Origin of the sequence: Bifidobacterium adolescentis ATCC 15703, assembly GCF_000010425.1 — a bacterium.
Taxonomy (GTDB): Bacteria; Actinomycetota; Actinomycetes; order Actinomycetales; family Bifidobacteriaceae; genus Bifidobacterium; species Bifidobacterium adolescentis.
Genome location: NC_008618.1, coordinates 1,890,098 through 1,911,703, shown reverse-complemented (window position 1 = coordinate 1,911,703; position 21,606 = coordinate 1,890,098). Strand labels below are relative to the sequence as shown.

The 21,606-nt window shown below is 51.4% G+C and carries 14 protein-coding genes, 1 tRNA gene and 3 rRNA genes; 11 read left to right on the top strand and 7 right to left on the bottom strand.

Features of this window, described 5'->3' with window-relative positions; translation table 11 throughout:
- The first annotated feature begins 236 nt into the window (after window positions 1–236).
- The 3 genes from BAD_RS07965 to rrf all read left to right on the top strand — a co-directional run bounded on the left by BAD_RS07965 (window position 237) and on the right by rrf (window position 5,608).
- Window positions 237–1,763, top strand: a 16S ribosomal RNA gene (locus BAD_RS07965).
- Window positions 1,764–2,211: 448 nt separating this feature from the next.
- Window positions 2,212–5,288, top strand: a 23S ribosomal RNA gene (locus BAD_RS07960).
- Window positions 5,289–5,491: 203 nt separating this feature from the next.
- Window positions 5,492–5,608: ribosomal RNA gene (gene rrf / locus BAD_RS07955) — 5S ribosomal RNA — on the top strand.
- The 16S, 23S and 5S rRNA genes sit together here, the layout of an rRNA operon.
- 154 nt (window positions 5,609–5,762) lie before the next feature.
- Here the strand turns inward: rrf and BAD_RS07950 are convergent.
- Window positions 5,763–6,374, bottom strand: a complete 612-nt coding sequence (locus tag BAD_RS07950; RefSeq protein ID WP_011743799.1) for a hypothetical protein — start codon at window positions 6,372–6,374, stop codon at window positions 5,763–5,765.
- Between the two features lie 270 nt (window positions 6,375–6,644).
- Here BAD_RS07950 and BAD_RS07945 point away from each other — a divergent pair.
- A tRNA-Ser gene (locus BAD_RS07945) sits at window positions 6,645–6,729 on the top strand.
- Between the two features lie 362 nt (window positions 6,730–7,091).
- Window positions 7,092–7,688 carry a hypothetical protein gene (locus BAD_RS09170; RefSeq protein ID WP_041777435.1) on the top strand — a complete coding sequence of 199 codons (597 nt, stop codon included), beginning with the start codon at window positions 7,092–7,094 and terminating at the stop codon, window positions 7,686–7,688.
- 253 nt (window positions 7,689–7,941) lie between these two features.
- On the opposite strand, the gene BAD_RS07935 is transcribed toward BAD_RS09170, so the two are convergent.
- The 3 genes from BAD_RS07935 to BAD_RS07925 form a co-directional block, all read right to left on the bottom strand.
- Complete coding sequence (locus BAD_RS07935) at window positions 7,942–8,835, bottom strand: conjugal transfer protein (RefSeq protein ID WP_041777434.1); 894 nt, start codon at window positions 8,833–8,835, stop codon at window positions 7,942–7,944.
- 291 nt (window positions 8,836–9,126) lie between these two features.
- Window positions 9,127–10,605 carry a sialate O-acetylesterase gene (locus tag BAD_RS07930; protein ID WP_231837074.1) on the bottom strand — a complete coding sequence of 493 codons (1,479 nt, stop codon included), beginning with the start codon at window positions 10,603–10,605 and terminating at the stop codon, window positions 9,127–9,129.
- A 173-nt stretch (window positions 10,606–10,778) separates the two neighbouring features.
- Window positions 10,779–11,429, bottom strand: a complete 651-nt coding sequence (locus BAD_RS07925) for a hypothetical protein (RefSeq protein ID WP_041777433.1) — start codon at window positions 11,427–11,429, stop codon at window positions 10,779–10,781.
- A gap of 272 nt (window positions 11,430–11,701) precedes the next feature.
- Here BAD_RS07925 and BAD_RS07920 point away from each other — a divergent pair, with 272 nt between their 5' ends.
- Together BAD_RS07920 and BAD_RS08945 are read left to right on the top strand one after the other, a co-directional pair.
- Window positions 11,702–13,393, top strand: a complete 1,692-nt coding sequence (locus tag BAD_RS07920; protein WP_011743794.1) for a glycoside hydrolase family 25 protein — start codon at window positions 11,702–11,704, stop codon at window positions 13,391–13,393.
- A gap of 20 nt (window positions 13,394–13,413) precedes the next feature.
- Window positions 13,414–14,550: an acyltransferase family protein gene (locus BAD_RS08945; RefSeq protein ID WP_167524186.1), complete on the top strand. Its 1,137-nt coding sequence runs from the start codon at window positions 13,414–13,416 to the stop codon at window positions 14,548–14,550.
- 87 nt (window positions 14,551–14,637) lie between these two features.
- Here the strand turns inward: BAD_RS08945 and rfbA are convergent, their stop codons facing one another.
- From rfbA to rfbB, 3 genes are read right to left on the bottom strand one after another with little or no spacing between them, the layout of a single operon-like run.
- Window positions 14,638–15,540, bottom strand: a complete 903-nt coding sequence (rfbA, locus tag BAD_RS07910) for a glucose-1-phosphate thymidylyltransferase RfbA (protein WP_011743792.1) — start codon at window positions 15,538–15,540, stop codon at window positions 14,638–14,640.
- Window positions 15,537–16,958 carry a sugar nucleotide-binding protein gene (locus tag BAD_RS07905; protein ID WP_041777554.1) on the bottom strand — a complete coding sequence of 474 codons (1,422 nt, stop codon included), beginning with the start codon at window positions 16,956–16,958 and terminating at the stop codon, window positions 15,537–15,539. The genes rfbA and BAD_RS07905 overlap by 4 nt, the downstream gene beginning before the upstream one ends.
- Window positions 16,959–16,971: 13 nt before the next feature.
- A complete protein-coding gene (rfbB, locus tag BAD_RS07900; protein ID WP_011743790.1) occupies window positions 16,972–17,994 on the bottom strand; it encodes a dTDP-glucose 4,6-dehydratase in 1,023 nt (340 codons plus the stop codon).
- A 112-nt stretch (window positions 17,995–18,106) separates the two neighbouring features.
- Here rfbB and BAD_RS07895 point away from each other — a divergent pair, with 112 nt between their 5' ends.
- Genes BAD_RS07895 through BAD_RS09405 form a run of 4 tightly spaced genes read left to right on the top strand, consistent with a single transcriptional unit; the run spans window position 18,107 to window position 21,560 of the window.
- Window positions 18,107–18,940, top strand: a complete 834-nt coding sequence (locus BAD_RS07895) for an NAD-dependent epimerase/dehydratase family protein (protein WP_041777553.1) — start codon at window positions 18,107–18,109, stop codon at window positions 18,938–18,940.
- 28 nt (window positions 18,941–18,968) lie between these two features.
- Entirely contained in the window at window positions 18,969–19,922 is a 954-nt protein-coding gene (locus BAD_RS07890; protein ID WP_011743788.1) for a glycosyltransferase family 2 protein, read from the top strand.
- 10 nt (window positions 19,923–19,932) lie between these two features.
- Entirely contained in the window at window positions 19,933–21,432 is a 1,500-nt protein-coding gene (locus tag BAD_RS09090) for a DUF6020 family protein (RefSeq protein ID WP_144036385.1), read from the top strand.
- Window positions 21,429–21,560, top strand: coding sequence for a hypothetical protein (locus BAD_RS09405; protein ID WP_256584531.1), 132 nt, complete (start codon window positions 21,429–21,431; stop codon window positions 21,558–21,560). Before BAD_RS09090 ends, BAD_RS09405 begins: the two co-directional genes overlap by 4 nt.
- Window positions 21,561–21,606 lie beyond the last annotated feature (46 nt).

Here is a 21,606-nt window from a genome sequence, read left to right as displayed (position 1 = left end):
CACTCCGGATTGCGAGGTGGGTGAGTGGTGGTGGTTTGAGAACTCAAGAGCGTATTTGTACTACTTCTTTATAGTCAATGATTGCCAGTTCGTTGCCGGCCACGCTGACGCGTGGTGCCGAGGGATCGGTCAAACGGCGGCGAGGTTTTTGTGCGATGCGCCTTTCCTTATAAGGCGATCGTCAATTTTCTTATTTCGAGAGTCATCGTGTCGATGTCTCTTCATGAAAAGGTTTTTTTGTGGAGGGTTCGATTCTGGCTCAGGATGAACGCTGGCGGCGTGCTTAACACATGCAAGTCGAACGGGATCCCAGGAGCTTGCTCCTGGGTGAGAGTGGCGAACGGGTGAGTAATGCGTGACCGACCTGCCCCATACACCGGAATAGCTCCTGGAAACGGGTGGTAATGCCGGATGCTCCAGTTGGATGCATGTCCTTCTGGGAAAGATTCATCGGTATGGGATGGGGTCGCGTCCTATCAGCTTGATGGCGGGGTAACGGCCCACCATGGCTTCGACGGGTAGCCGGCCTGAGAGGGCGACCGGCCACATTGGGACTGAGATACGGCCCAGACTCCTACGGGAGGCAGCAGTGGGGAATATTGCACAATGGGCGCAAGCCTGATGCAGCGACGCCGCGTGCGGGATGACGGCCTTCGGGTTGTAAACCGCTTTTGACTGGGAGCAAGCCCTTCGGGGTGAGTGTACCTTTCGAATAAGCACCGGCTAACTACGTGCCAGCAGCCGCGGTAATACGTAGGGTGCAAGCGTTATCCGGAATTATTGGGCGTAAAGGGCTCGTAGGCGGTTCGTCGCGTCCGGTGTGAAAGTCCATCGCTTAACGGTGGATCCGCGCCGGGTACGGGCGGGCTTGAGTGCGGTAGGGGAGACTGGAATTCCCGGTGTAACGGTGGAATGTGTAGATATCGGGAAGAACACCAATGGCGAAGGCAGGTCTCTGGGCCGTCACTGACGCTGAGGAGCGAAAGCGTGGGGAGCGAACAGGATTAGATACCCTGGTAGTCCACGCCGTAAACGGTGGATGCTGGATGTGGGGACCATTCCACGGTCTCCGTGTCGGAGCCAACGCGTTAAGCATCCCGCCTGGGGAGTACGGCCGCAAGGCTAAAACTCAAAGAAATTGACGGGGGCCCGCACAAGCGGCGGAGCATGCGGATTAATTCGATGCAACGCGAAGAACCTTACCTGGGCTTGACATGTTCCCGACAGCCCCAGAGATGGGGCCTCCCTTCGGGGCGGGTTCACAGGTGGTGCATGGTCGTCGTCAGCTCGTGTCGTGAGATGTTGGGTTAAGTCCCGCAACGAGCGCAACCCTCGCCCTGTGTTGCCAGCACGTCGTGGTGGGAACTCACGGGGGACCGCCGGGGTCAACTCGGAGGAAGGTGGGGATGACGTCAGATCATCATGCCCCTTACGTCCAGGGCTTCACGCATGCTACAATGGCCGGTACAACGGGATGCGACCTCGTGAGGGGGAGCGGATCCCTTAAAACCGGTCTCAGTTCGGATTGGAGTCTGCAACCCGACTCCATGAAGGCGGAGTCGCTAGTAATCGCGGATCAGCAACGCCGCGGTGAATGCGTTCCCGGGCCTTGTACACACCGCCCGTCAAGTCATGAAAGTGGGTAGCACCCGAAGCCGGTGGCCCAACCTTTTTGGGGGGAGCCGTCTAAGGTGAGACTCGTGATTGGGACTAAGTCGTAACAAGGTAGCCGTACCGGAAGGTGCGGCTGGATCACCTCCTTTCTACGGAGAATACAGTCCATGTTTTTGGACAGTGTGAGCCACATGGGCGCCGGCAGTCGGCGTCGTTGTTGTGGATGCTGGTGTGGAAGAGATCAATGGCTTGGATGGGATTCGTCCCGTCCGGGAGTGGTATGGGTATGCTTTTGGGCTCCCGGACCGCCACCCCACGGGTTTTCTGTGGCGCGGTTCGATGCCCATGCGTGGTGGCCGGTCCTGGGTGGCTGGTCGGATCGTGTGGCGCGTGGTGGTTTGAGAACTGGATAGTGGACGCGAGCAAGAGAAACTGAAAGAACGTTTCTTTTTGCTTATCGCGATTTCGCCAAACTCTTCAATTGAGTTTGGTTTCGAGATCGATCGTTTTGTGATCATTTTAGTGTTAAGATTTGTCGTCTGGCGATCTTGCTATCAGGAAACCCGCGGGTGGGGCAATGACAATTTGTTTTGCTGTTGTGCCGCTTGCGAGGGCGTATGGTGGATGCCTTGGCAGACAGTACCGATGAAGGACGTTTGAGGATGCGATAATCCTAGGGGAGCCTCCAACATGGCTTTGATCCTAGGGTCTCCGAATGGGGGAACCCGCCGGCCGTCATGGGCCGGCACCGCCTATGGGCGGGGGGTACGCAGGGAAGTGAAACATCTCAGTACCTGCAGGAAGGGATACTCCGTGAGTAGTGGCGAGCGAAAGCGGATCAGACCAAACCGGTTGCGCGTGATACCCGTCGGGGGTTGCGTTGCCGGTGTTGTGGGATCACGTGTCCCGGTTCCGACGGACCGGGCGGGAGTCATAAAACGGCTTGCCAGGGGAACAGGCTTGAAGGCCTGGCCGTAGAGGGTGCCAGCCCCGTACCTGGACGTGAGCCGTCTTCCGATCGTGTTGTCCCAAGTAGCGCGGGCCTCGTGGAATCCCGCGTGAATCAGCCCAGACCGTTGGGTAAGTCTAAGCATACCTGTCTGACCGATAGCGTACCAGTACCGTGAGGGAAAGGTGAAAAGCACCCCGGGAGGGGAGTGAAACAGTTCCTGAAACCGTGCGCCCACAAAACCGTCGGAGCCTCCCTGGTGGGGTGACGGCGTGCCTATCGAAAAATGAGTCTGCGAGTCAGTGGCGGGTGGCGAGCATAAGCCGTGTGGCGTATGCGTAGCGAAAGCGAGTCCGAATAGGGCGTTTTCAGTCGCTTGTCCTGGACCCGAAGCGGGATGATCTAGCCCTGGGCAGGTTGAAGCGCGGGTAAGACCGCGTGGAGGACCGAACCCACCTGGGTTGAAAACCGGGGGGATGACCTGGGGCTAGGGGTGAAAGGCCAATCAAATTCCGTGATAGCTGGTTCTCTCCGAAATGCATTTAGGTGCAGCGTCGGTCGATTGCGTCGCGGGGGTAGAGCTACCGGATGCTTGCGGGCCCTTGTTGGGTACCAACAGCAGCCGAACTCCGAATACCGTTGACGTGTATTCCGGCAGTGAGTCGGCGGGGGATAAGCTCCGTCGTCGAGAGGGAGACAGCCCAGACCGTCGTCTAAGGTCCCGAAGCGTGTGCTAAGTGGGAAAGGATGTGGAGTCGCATAGACAGCCAGGAGGTTGGCTCAGAAGCAGCCATCCTTGAAAGAGTGCGTAACAGCTCACTGGTCTAGTGGTTCCGCGCCGACAATGTAGCGGGGCTCAAGCACACCACCGAAGACGCGGCAGCAATCTTCATGGTTGCTGGGTAGGAGAGCGTCCTGCGAGGGGCGAAGCGGCGGTGGAAACCGGCCGTGGACTTCGTGGGAGTGAGAATGCAGACATGAGTAGCGAGAGACGGGTGAGGATCCCGTCCGCTGGATGACCAAGGGTTCCGGGGCCACGTTCGTCGTCCCCGGGTGAGTCGGGTCCTAAGGCGAGGCCGACAGGCGTAGTCGAATGGATGAACGGGTGGATATTCCCGTACCGACCATGGACCGGCAAAACCGAGACGGTGAGTACTAACCTCCGCCTCGTGGTGGTTCCTTCCTTCGGGTTGGTATCGCCGCGTGGTGTTGGGAGCGTAGCCGCAGTAGGTCAGCGCAGGGGTGACACGGAATGGGAGCCGGCCGCGGAGGTGGTTTTCCGTGGTCAAGCACGCAGCCAGTCATGTAGGCAAATCCGCATGGCGTGCATGGCGAGGTGTGATGATGGGAGCCGTTATGGTTCGATATCCGGTTGTCCAGGCCGTCGAGAAAAGCCTCGGCGTGAGGGCCATGGCCGCCCGTACCCCAAACCGACACTGGTGGTCAGGTAGAGAATACCAAGGCGATCGAGCGAATCCTGGTCAAGGAACTCGGCAAATCACTCCCGTGCCTTCGGTATAAGGGAGACCCACTGGGGTGAAGGACCTTGCGTCCGGAGCTTTGGTGGGTGGCACAGACCAGGGGGTAGCGACTGTTTACCAAAAACACAGGTGCATGCGAAGGCGAAAGCCGCTGTATATGCACTGACGCCTGCCCGGTGCCGGAAGGTTAAGAGGATCCGTCAATCCCTTCGGGGACGAAGCGGTGAATTCAAGCCCCGGTAAACGGCGGTGGTAACTATAACCATCCTAAGGTAGCGAAATTCCTTGTCGGGTAAGTTCCGACCTGCACGAATGGCGTAACGACTTCCCCACTGTCTCGACCAGGAGCTCGGCGAAATTGCAGTACGAGTAAAGATGCTCGTTAAGCGCAGAAGGACGAAAAGACCCCGGGACCTTTACTATACCTTGGTATTGGCGTTAGGCGCGGATTGTGTAGCATAGGCGGGAGGCTTCGAAGCGGGTGCGCCAGCATTCGTGGAGCCGCAAGGTGAAATACCGCTCTGTTCTCGTTTGACGTCTAACCTCGACAAGTCATCCTTGTCAGGGACAGTGCCTGGCGGGTAGTTCAACTGGGGCGGTTGCCTCCCAAAGAGTAACGGAGGCGCTCAAAGGTCCGCTCAGCCCGGTTGGCAATCGGGTGTCGAGTGTAATCGCACAAGCGGGCTTGACTGCGAGGACGACGGTCCGAGCAGGGACGAAAGTCGGAGATAGTGATCCGGTGCCGGCGCACGGGCGCGGCATCGCTCAACGGATAAAAGGTACCCCGGGGATAACAGGCTGATCATTCCCAAGAGTCCATATCGACGGGATGGTTTGGCACCTCGATGTCGGCTCGTCGCATCCTGGGGCTGGAGCAGGTCCCAAGGGTTCGGCTGTTCGCCGATTAAAGCGGCACGCGAGCTGGGTTCAGAACGTCGTGAGACAGTTTGGTCTCTATCCTCTGCGCTCGTTGGAATCCTGAGGAGGCCTGCCCATAGTACGAGAGGACCTGGGTGGACGAACCTCTGGTATGCCGGTTGTCGCGCCAGCGGCACGGCCGGTTGGCTACGTTCGGGAGGGATAACCGCTGAAAGCATCTAAGCGGGAAGCCTGCTCCAAGATTAGGATTCCGTACGGTCTTGAACTGTTGTAGCCCGCATGTTGAACACGTGTTTGATAGGCCGGAGGTGGAAGCCCCGTGAGGGGTGGAGCCGACCGGTACTAACGGGCGACGGCGACATAACATTCCGATCCTTTTGCGGGATTGGTTCCGCGTCTTTCCTGTGCTGGATCGTCCTGGACGGCAATATGCGTTGGGATGGTCACTGAACGATACAACGGTAGGCTTTGCCTCGCGTCCGCTAGCCGGTTCCCAGACCGCCACGGTTCATAACATAATGGCCGGAATGGCCGCCATGTTTTGGTTGTCGTTCCGTGATCGCGGTTTTGCGGTGGTCATAGCCCTGGTGAGACGCCCGGTCCCATTCCGAACCCGGTAGCTAAGGCCAGGCGCGGCGATGGTACTGCACTCGAGAGGGTGTGGGAGAGTAGCACGCCGCCGCTTCACATGTTGGGCCTCCCGGTCGAGCCTTTGGCTCCCGGGAGGCCCCTTTTTCGTTTCCGGGGTTCCCGTCGGGTTCGCGCTCCGGGAACCCCCATTTTTCTCTCATGCCCATCCGGATTAGATGGTTAGATGTGGTTCGGAGCTGAATGTCTCGTTATTTTTGAATGTTGTCCAAGACTTTCAGCACTTTATCGCGATACTTCTTTTTGCCGATGAAGGCTGCGGGGTGCAATATTCTGACCACTTCATACCCTTCCGACTTCATGCATTTCAGATTTTTCTCGGCGGCGTATCCGAGAGCCACCAATACAGGCTTGCCACCGAGTAGCTCGAGCTCCTCCCTCAATCCCTTGAGGTTCTCATCAACGCGTTCCGGGTTACTTTTGAGTGTCTTTTCCACTTCACCGGAATCGGTTTCTTGGTAATCCTTGATTGCGTCGGTTATGTAGCTTCCCCAATACCGTGTGCCCTGCAGCGCATATCGCAGTTTGAAATCGTTCCTTCCCGCATGGAAATTGAACCACGGATCCTTCGGCTTGTCCGGCTTTTTCTCCGCGTTGCCGTCCTTGGGTTTACCGGAGCGGTTCAGCCCCACGAACACGAAGCCAGTGTTCAATTCGGACAGATTCGGGGAGTCGAATACGCTCAGATCGTTTATATTGCGGCTGGGCTTGGAATCCGCGTAATCCGTGTTCCAGACGGCCCAGCTGGACGCATCTCCGTATTTTTCCTTCAGTATGTCGTAGTTCTCTCGGCTGATCATCATCCGCTCCTTTTACGCTTACGTGGACGACAGTCGGTCATTAAACGCCATCCGTGGTTATCCGTCATTCTATGTTGCGTGAATACGAGATGTACATGTTGGGCCGGATTATTGGAGAGTCTTGCAAAACGTCACTAACCTTGAACCGATATTGGAGCTCTATATCTTTTGCAGATTTGGTAGAGCGACACGCCGATTTGGTCTTCTGCCAGTCCTGTTGTATTCTAGTCAAGTTGCGCTTAACGGATAGACACCGGAAAGCGTTGCATAATTGGAGAATTCGCCTAGTGGTCTATGGCGCACGCTTGGAAAGCGTGTTGGTGTAACAGCCTCACGAGTTCGAATCTCGTATTCTCCGCCCGGATTGGAACCCCGAAAACCGTTGGAATCATTCGGTTTCTGGGGTTCCTTCTTTTCCACTCCGTTTTCCGGTTCCTTCCAGATTCCCTCCGAATGCTTCTTTCGTTGGCCTCGGTTTTTTGAATCGTCCCGTATCGCAAGTCTCGCGTGTACGGGCCGGCATCCAGGAAAGTCTCTGATTGCCATGCTGCGGCTTATTGGTGCCAGTCTGTGGTCTCAATAATGGGATTGTTTGCCCTCATATGTCGATATTTGATTGCGATTCGGTGGGGGAGTTGCGTACATCGTCGTTTTACGCGCACTTTTGCGCTGCGCTACGTTACGCTCGAAATCGTGACGTTGAGAGAAAGAAGCACGACGATGGTTGACAAGACGGCTGCCGGCAGCCAGCAGACTGACCAACGCGATGCTGATACTCGTGACTCTCTGGCGGCGCTTGCCCGACGCCGTTCGAATTCATCGCCAATCGTATTGCAGAGTGATGTGCAGGCCGCTCCGCAGGAAAAGCAGGAAAAACAAGAAAAGCAGAGCGAAGCTGGGTCTGCCTTGCAAACGGGCGAGGATGCGAATGATGACGCGAATCGTGCGGAAGAATCGCAAACCGTGAAAGAAAAAGACGCTGCGGATGGTCCTGATAATACGCAGCAGCCGCAAATGGCATCCATAAGCGCCATCACAACGCAGGTTTTGCCACCAAGCTTTATTCCGACCGCAACCGGTCGTATTCGTCCCGTAACGGGCGCTTTTCCCGCAATTCAGTCCGCTTCGCAGACGGAACAGGCGCAGCGCAGGCGATCTATCCGCTCGTTGGCCGCGGGGTCGTTGCGTAGAACCAACATCGGCAATGCTGAAAAGGCCGGCGATGTGGGGAGCGCGGGTAGTACCGGACGGACGGCGGGGAATGACGATACGCCGTCGCCGCGAATCGCCAGCAGCGCTCCCCATTATGCGAATTGACCAGTGGACTGATCAGAACGGCCAACGTAACAAATCAGTGGGAATACTGGACATACACGCGGTTCACGCATGGTACGCGCGCTCCGCGCTGCATTGTACGTCGCTGTACTACGTCATTCCAATTGAATCGCAACAATGCGTATAGCAGATGAAAAGCACATACGAAAAACGCGCATGAAAAAACGGTCCCGATATATTCGAGACCGTTTTTTCATGAGTCGATGAAGCAAACGCTGTCCGGCAGCGAGCCGGCTCAGTCTTCGCTGGTTTCGCGCTTATACTGCACGAACGTCTTCATGGCGTAGGCAAGGCCGGCAAGCAGCAGAATGGCTGCGCAGGCAAGGGAAATGCCGATGCCGGTTTGTGCAAGCTGTCCATATTCCGACTTGGTCAGCGCGCCGGTGGACGCGGCGGTTTGATCGCCGGAAGCTGTGACGGATCCAGTTGCAGCACCATTCGCGCCAGTGTCGGCAGCCGTGCGCACAGTGCCAGTGGTGCCGTTGACTCCAGTAACGGTCGTACCGGCATTCGTTCCAGCCGTGATGCCATGCGTGCCGGTAGCAACGGATGAGCCGCCCTGCTGACCCGTCTTGGAGTTCGCGTCCTTCAGCGCCGCGATGAACGACTGATGCCACTGGTGGCTGCTCGCCGCAAACGCGTCATGCCTCGTCTTGAGTTCGTCGTGGGTCTCCTTCATATCGGCATGCATCTGGTTGAGGTGGGCCTGCGTGTCCTGCATATCCTGATGCAGAGCGTCGTGACGCTCCTGACCGCGCTTGACCGCGCCGTCAATCGCATTCTTTATATCCTCGCGGTCCTCCTGGTAGTTCTTCCAGGCCTGCTCGCCGTACTGGCGAAGCGCGTCGGCGTCCTCGTGCGCGTTCTGATGCAGCTGCTCGGCGTGCTGCTTGGCGGTTTCCATATCCGACTTGATCTGCTGATTCGTCTTGTTCAAGTGCTGCACGGCCTCGCACGCCTGATCGGTGCACACGGCCATATCCTGGTCGATCTGCCCGCTGATGGCGGTGCTGCCGGCCAATCCGTCCGTAGACGGTGCGACTTCACTGGCCGAAGCCGCGGAAGGCAGGACGGCCATGCCGATGGTTAATATTCCCGCCGCTGCAGCTGCTGCAATACGATTCCTCATGGTGATTCCTCTCCTGCGCACGTTTGCATTCGATCTGTGATTGTGCGCTCGCGTTCGTTCCGTATGCCATAGTAGGAGGGGAATGTGCCTAAATAAACCGGTGGGAAAATGACATTTGTCTAGTTTCTGTGATGCTGCAGCAGTCTTCATAGTTTAAGCGGGAAACCAGAATCCAAACCAGAAGCCGGAACAGCCTGCTCAAAACATGACCAAGCAGGCCCAGCAACGGCTCAGACCGCCCGTACTTATCCCGCCCGTATTGGTTTATCTAGCGGCGGCCCCCAACAAAGATCACTCAACAATAGTGATGAATGGGCTAGCCGGCAGATTAAAGTCGTTGTACAGGATGCTCGCGCACTTCGGATTGCCGCTGAACAGGTAACGCACCTGGGTTATACCGCTGAGATTGTCAAGTGGCGTTCCATTGGCCGCGCTGAGCACCACCTGGTTGCCTCTGATGATGGCGTTGGCCGGTACCCATTGCCCGGAAGAGTTGGCAACCTCGAATCCCTGCAATGCCGCAGTCGTTGGGATTACGATATTGCTGATACCGTCAAGAGGGGTCGCTTTCGAATTTTTCGTATAATCGGGTGCGCTCGCGCTTGCGCTCTTCGTATAGTTCGGCTGCATCGCTTTCAGTCCGCTTGCGGTGCCGATTTGGAAAGACAGGGCGATTTTGCCGTCCACAGTATGCCGTGCACGTTCAATAAGCGGTCCGTTAGGTACGCTGACAGCGTTTTTCGTACCGTTTTCCATGGCGAGGTACTGCGCGGCCATACGCGCGCCCAGAATATCCTTGCCGAGTGGATGAATCAGCGCGGATGTGCCTTTATCGGTGTCAAGGGAAACCGTCATCGCCACATTGGAACGGTCTTGCAGATTCGCGTTGTCAAGCGTGGTCCGCTGCGCTTCACGTACGTTCTGTGTGTACTGATAGTTCGTCCATCGCGCGAGTTGCACGTATAGGAACGGCAGATTCTTGCGTCCGAATACGGTACGGTACTGGTTGATCAGCGCGGTCATCTGCGACTCATACTCCGTGGCGGTCGCAAAATTCATCGCATCGTCGCATCCTTGGTACCAGAGCACACCTGCCACATGAAAATCTTTCAACGGTGCAATATGGTTCGCGTAGATATCTCCGCCGCGCACATGTCTGCGTATAGGCGTGCCGCCCCACGCGGTCTGGATGATGCCGACCGGCACGTTAGGATGCTTCGCGCGCAGCTGAAGTGCGAACTGCTGTGTCAAGTAGCTCAAATGCAGTGAGTTCGTGGAATCCGCATTCAGCCACGCGCCAGCGTTCAGGTTGACGTTGGCCAGCGGAAAATCCGTGTTCTTCACATCATGATCTGCGATAACGAATTTCACGTTCTTGTCGACGAGTGGTTTTGGAAGATCGGTCTCTTTGATGATTCCGTTGCCAAAATTGGCGCTGTTCTCCGGGTAATACTGCGTATAGTTGAGTTCCATGTTCGATTGGCCGGCCGCCACGAACACGTCGCCCACATACACTTTCGCCAGTTCCGTTACGACTTTGCCGTCGTACTTCACCTGTAACGAATACGACTCGAGGCTTGCTTTCTGTGCGTTCAGCGTGCAAGTAAACGAACCATTTTTTGCGATTTTCGCAGTGGCGCTCGCAGTCATCTTGCCTTGGGCAAGTGTTGCGGATAGTTTCGATGCGTCAATCTGTTTGCTGGCATGCGCGAATTTGACGGTTCCTTTGACCACTAACGGCTGATTGCGCTGGAAGACCATATTTTCCATGTAGTAGGAAGGCAAAGTCACGGAAACCTGCGAATTTGAGGACTGTGCGGTTTCTTCGTTTTGGTGCAATGCTGAACCGTTGCCCCATTTGGGGCCGCACCCGACGATGATGGCAACGACTATTCCTACGGTTACGATAACGGCAAGTGCCGTTCTTGCCAATCGTTTCGTATTCAATTCTGATTTGCCTCGTTCTTTGTCAACGCCCGCTCGAAGGTTCTGGCCTGTTTGTCATATGCGGCTCGTTCGGTGTTGGCTTTGCTGGTGGTCCCGGACGGGTCGGCTTTGCAGTCAAGCGCCTTCGGCGATTTGACTTCTTCCTGATACAAGGTGCTGAGCTTTTCCAGATCATATGAGGAATCCATGCTGGAAAATGCGTCGACAATCTTTCCCTTGAGCTGGAAATCCTTGGAATATGAAGCGTTCATGGTGGCAACCGCGTCTCTGCAGTCGTTAATGGCATTCAGTTCGCGCATTTTCTGCGATGTTCTCACGCCCATGACGCCGAAGACCACAATGCATACCGCAACGACGATAACGGCTACGATGATGGAACGGCGAATCAAGTTCTTGACATGGTTATGTACCCAAGTGTCGCCATCTTGCACGCCTTGCGATATGGCGATTTGGAATGAATCTTTGGTGTTTGTTTGATAGGAAACCCCTGATGCGTCTGTTTCAGGCTTTCCGTTACGATTGGTGATGTTAACGGAATTGTCGGGTTTGCTGGTTTCGACGGTCGCGGTACTGCTGAACGTTCGGGGCTTACGGACGCTATTTGTTTGACCGTCAGCTTTGTCCGGCTGCTTTTCGTGCCGTGCCATGCTTTCCTCCAGGAGTCCGTGATACCGTTTTGATGTTGTCTATTGGAGGTGGTCCGACAAGGTCCTCTGTTCCCAAATGACAATACATAAGGTATGTTACCCGTTCCACTTCCGAATGCCAGCACTTCATGTTGTGGCATATTCGGTAAATGTGAAGTTTGGTTTGGAATCCATCTGCTTTATTTTGAGTGGGGACATCTCAGAATACACTTAAGTTTTGCGTGTGCAATTGCGTCAACGAGTGAAAATGCGTTTTGTGAGAGAGGCTGACGATGATATCGCCGAAAAGCTTGATGAAGATTGCGACCACCGCTTCCGTGGTTGCAATGACGGTTTCCGTTGCCGTGGTGCCGGCTTACGCCATGCAGGATATTGCGATTGAGGATACGCCAAGTTCTTTTGCCGCAACTGTGGATGATGCGCAGAATTCGTCAAACAGCATGCCGGACAATCCGAACGCGACGCTGCCGGAAACGGTAAGCGAAAACATTTCGGACGATTCCACTATGGTTTCACAGAATCTTGCCGTCACTCCTGAAGGTGACGTGCAAGATATTGAAACCGGCGAAGTGGTAACTGATCCGCAGTTGATTGGCACTCAAGATCAGCAGCCTGACCCATTGGCTAAGACGGATGGAAAGTCATTCATTCCAGTAAGTGTTTCGGATGTGAAAGACGCCGTGAAACAGCCTGTGAAACAGTCCTCTTCGAAGGTGAAGTCGACGGTACAGCTTGCCAGGTTCGACGGCAACCAGTATGGCGCGCATTGGGGAACTTATAACAATACGAAAGCATTCTTTGATTACAAAAACAATTTGTTCGTTCAGCAGGCCAAGGGCGTAGTCGACGTTTCTTCATGGCAGAACGACATTGATTGGGCCAAAGCGAAAGCTGATGGTGCGGAAGGCGCGATTATCCGTTTGGGTTATGGCTGGGGTAATAGTGCTGATAAGAAAGCACAGCGCAATATTAATGAATGCAAACGTTTAGGCATTCCATTCGGTATCTACTGGTATTCGTATGCATATGATGCGAATTGCGCTCGTGCGGAAGGCAATGATGTGGTTGCCAAGCTCCGTCAGATGGGAGTGGATCCAAACGATCTGAGATACCCAGTGTTTTACGATCTTGAACAATGGTCTTGGGCAGGGCACACTCCGCCGACTGATCCGAATGTGTATAACGGCATTGCCGATGCATGGTACAACGCATTGCAGTCGGGTGGATATCAAAATCTCGGCGTGTATTCGTACACCAATTATCTGAATGGTCCGTTGAATAGCGCAAGCATCCATGCGAAGACCCGTTGGGTGGCGCAATATGGTGCTCAAATGGGATTTACCGCATTCAGTACCAACGATCGTGGTTGGCAGTACACCAGCTCCGGTCAGATCAATGGCATCAGCGGTTCCGTGGATATGAATGCTTTCGGTAATAAAGAATTTAAATCCAGCGTTGATTTGACTTGGGTAATTCGAGCTGAAGATATAGCGGTTGGCGCTGCAGTGGAAGCGAATACTCAGGCTTTGGAATACAAGTGGATGTCCTACGATGTAAATGCGGGTGTGTGGAAAACAATTGCGGATTGGTCATCTTCGAATTGGGCTGGATGGGCAGATAATGAGGGTACTTATTGGCTTCATTGTGAAGTAAGAGACGCTAATTCAAAGCAGAAGATTGATGAACAAACGATTGCTTTTGCGTATGCTCCAGGATCCGGCAGAATTAACGGCACATATGCGGGATACGAAAAGAATGGCATTTTGCTTGGTGTCAACTCAGATAATCCAAGGGGAAATTATCAAATTAAAATATATGATACACAAAAGAAGACGTGGGTTGCGGGCTGGAAAGGACAATGGGCTCGTTGGTATCCAAAAAAAGGGATATATTGGACGCATTTTGAATTGTATACCTCCAATGGTCTCTTGACTGAGACACGAACGTATGCATTTGGAGTGTAGGACGTCCTAGATGAATGGGGATGGGTTTTAAGAGAGAAGAAATGAGTAAACGAGGTAAATCAAGAGAATCTGGAATTGAGTTATTGAGAATCGTTGCAGTGGTTCTTATTGTCTCGCATCATTTGCTTTGTCATTCTACGTTTGATTTATTTAATGAGCCCTTTTGCGTAAAAAGACTATTTTTCCAGATGCTGTATCTTGCTCCGGGAAAAATCGGTATCGCTCTTTTTTTGTTTATTTCAGTTTGGTTTCTTGCGGATAAAGGAGTGACTTTACAAGGTGCTATCCGTAAAATTTGGCTTCTTTGGAGAGAACTATTCTTCTGGAATATCGTAGGTATGTGCTGTCAATTGGCCCTTCCTTCCTCTGAGCCTAGAACTGTGAATGACTGGTGGTTCAGTTGGTTGAATATGTTCTTTCCACTAACTCGAAATGAATGGTGGTATGTAAGTAGTTATGCTATTTTTTTGGTTTTGCTTCCATTTGTTCTTCCATGCCTTAGATATTTAGGAAAAGAGAATCATAAAAAATGCTGTGTGGTGTTATTTGTCTTATGGGGAGCGCTGGCTCTAATTCCAGGTTCTAACTTAGATAATGGCCTTAGCGTAGTGGGATTTGAATACGTCTTTGTGCTTATTTCATATTACAAATGGTATATGAAAGAAATTAAGGCTAATTATGCTGCAATTTTGGTTGTTTTAGGAACATTGGTTATTTTGATATGGAATATAGCTCTTCCAATGTTAATCCCCGATAATTCAAGTCTCCTTATGGATTTTCTTTGGCCAGTTGAAAAAGAATGGTCTATTCCGATTTTGATGATTAGTTTTGGTCTGTTTGAATTACTTCGGAGAGCGACATTCCATAGTAGCGTAATCAATATGATTGCTACTTCTTCTTTTGGTGTATATCTTGCTACTGAGCAGCCTTTTATTCGTGAACAACTGTGGTCTAAATGGATTGTATTATCTGATTTTTATGATTCAAAATATGCAATAGCACAAGCTATTCTTTGTATTATTATTGTATGTGTGGTTGCAAGCGCCCTTGATTTATTAAGGGGGCTGCTTTTTGATATGACGATTAATCGGCATCGTGGTGCTTGGTTCGATAAACTCTGGAGCATGGTTGCCAGTGAGAACAAGAGACAAAAGTAAAGGTAAAAAAGCCGATATCTCTGTAATTTTTTAAAATATGAGTGGGGTCCAATTTTCCAATTGGACCCCACTCATACATGCATTTTATTATTTCAATGGATCATCATCAGGTTGCGAAATAATCTTATGATCCGCAACATCTTTGAGGTGTTTGCCATACGGAGATTTACCATATTTAATGGCTGCATCCATAAGTTGATCTGTTGTAATCCATCCGTTTTCGAATGCAATTTCTTCGGCGACGGCAATCGGCAAACCTTGTGCGCGCTGCACTGTACGCACGAATTCTCCAGCTTCATATAAAGAATCCATAGTACCTGTATCAAGCCAAGCATAACCACGACCCAATGTCTGAACACGCAGACTGCCGTCTTCGAGATACATTTTATTTAGGTCTGTAATCTCCAATTCGCCACGCGCACTTGGTTTGACTTGTTTAGCAAACTCGGTGACACGAGCGTCGTAAAAATAAAGACCAGTGACAGCATAGTTGGAAGCTGGATGCTTCGGTTTTTCTACGATTGAGACGGCCCTGTGATTGTCATCAAATTCAACGACACCATAACGTTCCGGATCGTCAACGTAATAACCGAATACAGTGGCTCCGTGTTCAACTGATGCTGCACGGCGTAAGGTCTTGCCTAATCCATTGCCATAGAAGATATTATCCCCAAGAACGAGCGCACACGGTTCGTTATTGATAAACTCTTCACCGATAATAAAGGCTTGAGCAAGACCATCAGGTGACGGCTGTACCTTATAGCTGAAATTCACGCCATATTGGCTGCCGTCACCAAGAAGACGTTCAAAGTTGGGCAAATCCTGTGGCGTACTAATGATGAGGATATCTCGGATACCGGCCATCATCAGCACGCTCAACGGATAATAAATCATCGGTTTATCATAGACCGGCAACAGCTGCTTAGAAGTAACCGTAGTCAGAGGATACAGACGTGTACCAGATCCTCCTGCTAAAATGATGCCTTTCATTTGTTGAGTTCCTTTGCAAGATAGTCATGAAGAGATGTCTCCCAGTCGGCGGGCTGATAACCGGCATCTTCGATTTTGCTCAAATCAAGCGAACAATTATGCGGACGCAAAGCTGCGTTATTCTCCTTGGCATATTCTTCGACGGAATTTGCAATAATCTTTGAATTGTCGGCATTTGCTGCAGCAAAAATAATTTGAGCAAGATCAAACCAGCTCACGACACGTCCCGAGCCTGTCATGTTATAGGTGCCGTAAGGGGCGTTGCTATTCAGAAGATGGAAAATTGCTCCAGCCATGTCATCCGTAAAAGTCAGTCGACCGAACTGATCGTTCGGAGCTTCTGCCGTAGCTCCAGATTGAGCAAGATCCAGCATTCGGGTTACGAAATTACGACCTTCTCCAATAATCCAGCTAGAACGAATCAGATAATGCTGGGGAACGTTCTCTACTAATGCATCGCCAGCGGCTTTAGTTTGGCCATAAACGCTTAGTGGCGCGAAATTCTCATCTTCCTTGTGGAATTGGAGAGTGCCATCAAATACATAGTCACTGGAAATATGCACCAAAGTGATTCTGTGTTCTGTGGCAATCTTCGCAAGGTTCCTAACACCGCGAACGTTTATAGTCCAAGCAGCTTTGCGACCTTCAGGCGTTTCTGCCCCATCGACGGAAGTATAGGCTGCCGCATTGATAATGGTGCCATATAAATCCCAATCGATATTCTCATAAGAGGCGGTGTCCGAGATATCAAAGGTATCGGCATCGTGATATTCGAAATTCTCCAATGAATGGCTTTCAGCGTATTCACGAATTGCACGTCCCAATTTGCCTTTGCTGCCAAGCACCAAAGTCTTTTTTGGGGCCATCGGCTTCGCATCCTTCAGCATGGGATGGTGCAGGTCCGCCTCGGATCGTTCGGAGTCCTCCAGCGGGATCGGCCAGTCGATATGCAGGTCCGGGTCGGCGAGGTTCACGAACGTGTACGTCTTCTTCTGCTCCAGGCTCCAGTGCGCGTTCACGAGGTACGTGTACACGGTACCGTCCTCCAACGCTTGGAAGCTGTTGCCCACGCCACGCGGCACGTAAATCGCCTTCGACGGATCCAAAACCGTCGTGTACACCTGGCCGAAGCTCTCGCCCGGACGCAGGTCCACCCACGCGCCGAACACGCTGCCGGCCGCGATGCTGATGTATTTGTCCCACGGCTCCGCGTGGATGCCACGCGTCACGCCCTTCTTCGCGTTGTAGCTGATGTTGTTCTGCACCGGCCCGAAATCGGGCAGGCCCAGTTTTGTCTGCTTCGCGCGCTGCCAGTTCTCCTTGAACCAGCCGCGGTTGTCGCCATGCACCGGCAGGTCGAACACGACCAGTCCGGGAATGTTCGTCTCCACGGCCCTCAGGTCCTTTTCGAAATCCATGAAATCCATCCCCTCACTGGCCCTGCTGCTTGTAACGTGCCTCGGTCGCGGCCTTGGCCGGTTCCCACCACGCGCGGTTCTGCGTGTACCATTCGATCGTCTGCGCGAGACCCGATTCGAAGTCGGTGTGCCTCGGCGTCCAGCCCAATTCGGTGCGCAGTTTGGTCGAGTCGATCGCGTAGCGGCGGTCGTGGCCCGGACGGTCCTTGACCCAGTCGAACGCGTCCTCCGGCTGTCCCATCATCTTCAGGATCATGCGCAATACGGTGATGTTGTTCTTCTCGCCGTTGGCGCCGATCAGGTACGTCTCGCCGATGCGGCCCTTGGTGAGGATCGTCCACACGCCCGAGCTGTGGTCCTCGGTGTGGATCCAGTCGCGCACGTTCTCGCCCTTGCCGTACAGCTTCGGACGTTGCCCGTCCAGGATGTTCGTGATCTGGCGCGGGATGAACTTCTCCACATGCTGGAAGGGACCGTAGTTGTTCGAGCAGTTCGAGATCGTGGCGCGGATGCCGTACGTGCGCGTCCACGCGCGCACCAGCATGTCCGACGCCGCCTTCGTGGACGAATACGGGCTGGACGGATGGTATGGGGTATGCTCCGTGAACTTCGCCGGATCGTCCAGGGCGAGGTCGCCGTACACCTCGTCCGTGCTCACGTGGTGGTAGCGGATGCCGTACTTGCGGACTGCCTCGAGCAGGCGGAACGTGCCCTCCACGTTGGTCTTCAGGAACGGTTCCGGATTTGCGATGGAATTGTCGTTGTGCGACTCGGCCGCGTAATGCACGATCGCGTCATGCCCCGGCACGATTTTGTCGAGCAGGTCCGCGTCGCAGATGTCGCCCACCACGAGCTCCACACGGTCCTCGGGCAGGCCCGCGATGTTCTCCGGATTGCCCGCGTACGTGAGCTTGTCCAAAACGGTGACATGCACGTCCGGATGGTTGTTCACTACGTAATGCACGAAATTCGATCCGATGAAACCGCAGCCACCGGTCACAATAATGTTCTTGGGAGTAAACGTCTCTTCAGCCATATATGCAATATTAGCCGCTTGCGCGTACGAGTTTTTCTAAAAAACGTGAAAATTGGGCTAGACATTCAATCGCTTGTTTCCTGCGGGGAGCCTGCTGGTAGACTTTGTAAATATGGCTAAGAAAATTTTGGTAACTGGTGCTGGCGGATATATTGGACGTCATGTCGTGAGCGCATTGCTTGATGCTGGACAGGACGTCATTGCTTCGGATTTACGGCTTGATGGTGTCGATGAACGCGCCACAAAAGTACAAGCAAATATTTTTGAGCCAAATGATAATTTATTTGAGGAGCTAGGGGCTCCTGATGTATGCCTGCACATGGCTTGGCGTGATGGCTTTAAGCATAATTCGGATAACCATATGGGTGATTTGTCCAATCATTATCGCTTCCTGAAGCACATGCTTGACTCTGGGCTCAAGCAAATCGCTGTTATGGGAACCATGCATGAAGTTGGTTATTGGGAAGGCGCGATTGATGAAAACACTCCGTGCCATCCTGCTTCTATGTATGGAATCGCTAAGAATGCGTTGCGTGAGGCGACTTTAATGCTTGCCAAGGAATATGATGCAACTGCGCAATGGATTCGTGCTTATTACATTGTTGGCGACGATGCTCACGGTAACTCTATTTTCTCAAAGCTGCTACAGGCAGCGAATGATGGCAAAGCGACTTTCCCATTCACTACAGGTAAAAATAAGTATGATTTCATCGATGTAGATGAGCTTGCGCGTCAGATTAGTGCAGTTGTTTCGCAGGATGCGGTTGATGGCGTCATTAATTGCTGCACTGGTGAACCGATGACATTGGCTGAACGCGTCGAGCGCTATATCAAGGAGAATGATCTCAATATTAAGCTCGACTATGGCGCGTTCCCTGATCGTCCATACGATTCGCCGGGCGTGTGGGGCGATGCTTCTAAAATTAATAAAATAATGAAAAACTGAAGGTGAATGGAACAGGGCAATTCCCAAAATGCTTATTCAAAATGAAGAACCTTCGATTGCAGTGTTGATTCCGTGCTACAACGAAGAAGTTACTATCGGAAAAGTCGTTCGTGATTTTCGGAAAGCACTGCCGAAAGCCGATATTTACGTATATGACAATAACTCGACGGATAGGACCGCTGAGATAGCATGTCAAGCTGGCGCACAAGTTCGTAGAGAACCTAGGCAAGGCAAAGGCAATGTCATCCGTGCAATGTTTGAGGACATTGATGCAGATGTATATGTCATGACAGACGGGGATGATACATATCCGGCAGAAGCTGCTTCACACATGGTGGAGAAGGTCCTTGAAGGCTACGATATGGTTATTGGGGATCGATTAAGCTCAACATATTTTCAAGAAAATAAAAGGCCATTCCATAATTTTGGAAATCGAACAGTACGCGGAGTGATTAATTCACTGTTTTCCGCTAACGTTACTGACGTTATGACTGGCTATAGGGCTTTTTCATACTCTTTTGTAAAGACCTATCCTGTTTTATCTAAGGGCTTTGAGGTCGAAACCGAGATGACGATTCATAGCCTTGATAATAATATTCGGTTATATGAATTACCTGTGCAATACCGGGATCGTCCAGATGGGTCAGTTAGTAAGCTGAATACGTTTGGTGACGGTTTTAAAGTCCTTTCCACTATATTCAGGTTGATTAGGGAATATAAACCGTTGCCTTTTTTTGGTGGATTAGGTTTACTAGTTGGAATAATTGGATTCGTACTTACCGGTTCGGTGGTATTTGATTTCTTCCGTACTGGGCAGGTTCAACGTTTTCCGACTCTAATCGGGGCGGTCATGCTTATTGTCATTGGTCTGCTATGCATTGTGTTGGGTTTCATTCAGGATACGCTTGCTAAAAATAGTCGTAGACGTTTCATTATGGATACGAATTATGTAACGCGAGATTATCGAATGCAAAAAAGGTAGGGGGCTTTTCGTGGGCGCTGTAGAAGTTGGCTTGACGCATTCGGATATTAAAAAAAGATGGTTACGGCTTAGCATGGATATGCTTGTCCTAGCTCTTCCCTCTCTTATTGTTTGGGGTATGACTTATCCAGGATATATTCAAGCTGATCATCAAAATACGATTGCAGATATTGCTTCGGGAAGTCCTTCAGAGTGGCACTCGTTATTATGGGGGTACTTAGCGTTTCCTTTCATATATATGACAAGGTCTTTTGGGGTATATGGTTTAGTCCAAATTGGTATTTTCACTGTTGCAGTGATGTATTCCTTATGCAAGATGAAAGAACTTGGTTTTTATGGAAGAAAAGGCTACCGAATTGCCCTGCTTTGTTTTGCCTTATGCCCGACGTATGTTTTATATAATCTGTTATATAGTTCTGATGTTGTTTTTGCGATTCTCTTATTACCTTTGACGGTGCAGATTGTTGAGGTTATGACGACCGTCGGTAAATCGTTTGAGCGTTTTTCTTTCTGTCTTGGCTTTGGACTGTTATTATATTGCGAATATGAGTTGCGTAAGAATGCAGTATTAATTGCAATCGTAGTTATTACGGTTCTTTTTTGTATTTATAAAAAACAGCGTAAGCGTATTGGTGCTATTGCAGCATGTCTTCTTGTCCTGACTGGGATGTCCTCTTTTCTTTTTTCGCATGTTCTTAAGGCAGAGCCTTCGCCATCTCAAGAGCTGATGTCTGTGCCGGTTCAACAGGTTGCTCGCGTATATCATGATGGAGGTAAAATTTCCAAAGAGGCTGATAAATATTTTCAGTCTATTCATGATAAAGAGGTATGGGTGGAGTCGTATCTGCCATTTGATGCAGATCCTGTGAAATTCAATTATGCTCCAGGGAAAAAACAGGTTGAATTATCTTCAGATTTTATTAAATTTTGGGCTGAAACAGGAATTAATAATTTTGGAGAATATGTATCGGCCTATTTGGATCTTATGAAGCCGTATTGGCAGATAACTAGTACGCCTTCCACCCAATTTATTGATACTGACTTCATGGATCACGATATTTATACGCGTTCTACATGCCAAAAGATGGGGAATAAATGTAGTGACGAGTACCTTAATCAATTTAAGGGGCATTATACGTATATGCGTTCGGTGCCTTCGAAACTTTATAACAAAATTGAAAGTATGGGAATCCCTGTAATCTCAGATTCATTTAATCTGATCTTCTTTGACAGAGCTTTACCATTATGGCTATTTGTTGTAGGATGCATAATCGCATATCGTATGAGATGTTTGCGTAAATTTGTAATCATGTCTTTGCCGTTGCTTTGTATCTTGATTTCCTTGCTTGCTTTTTCACCAGTTGCTGCTTTTCGGTATTCCTTACAGATGTACTATGTACTCCCTTTGCTAGCAATATGGATATATCGTCAATATAAGATTGGCTTACATGAATATTTGCTCGTTTCGAGGCCAGCGTTATTACCAAAGGAGGCCAATCGCACTTCTTGACGATTATTACGTATCAAGCCAAGGCGATACTTCGCTTTGATAATCAACCTCAGCTTGATATGGAAACGAAATCGGATGACAAGGCGGTCGGTACCATGCTCCCAACCCATCTGGCCGTCGAGGAATGATGTGCTGCCATTTAGGCGGTGGCGCCATCCTTAGCCGCACCGTGCA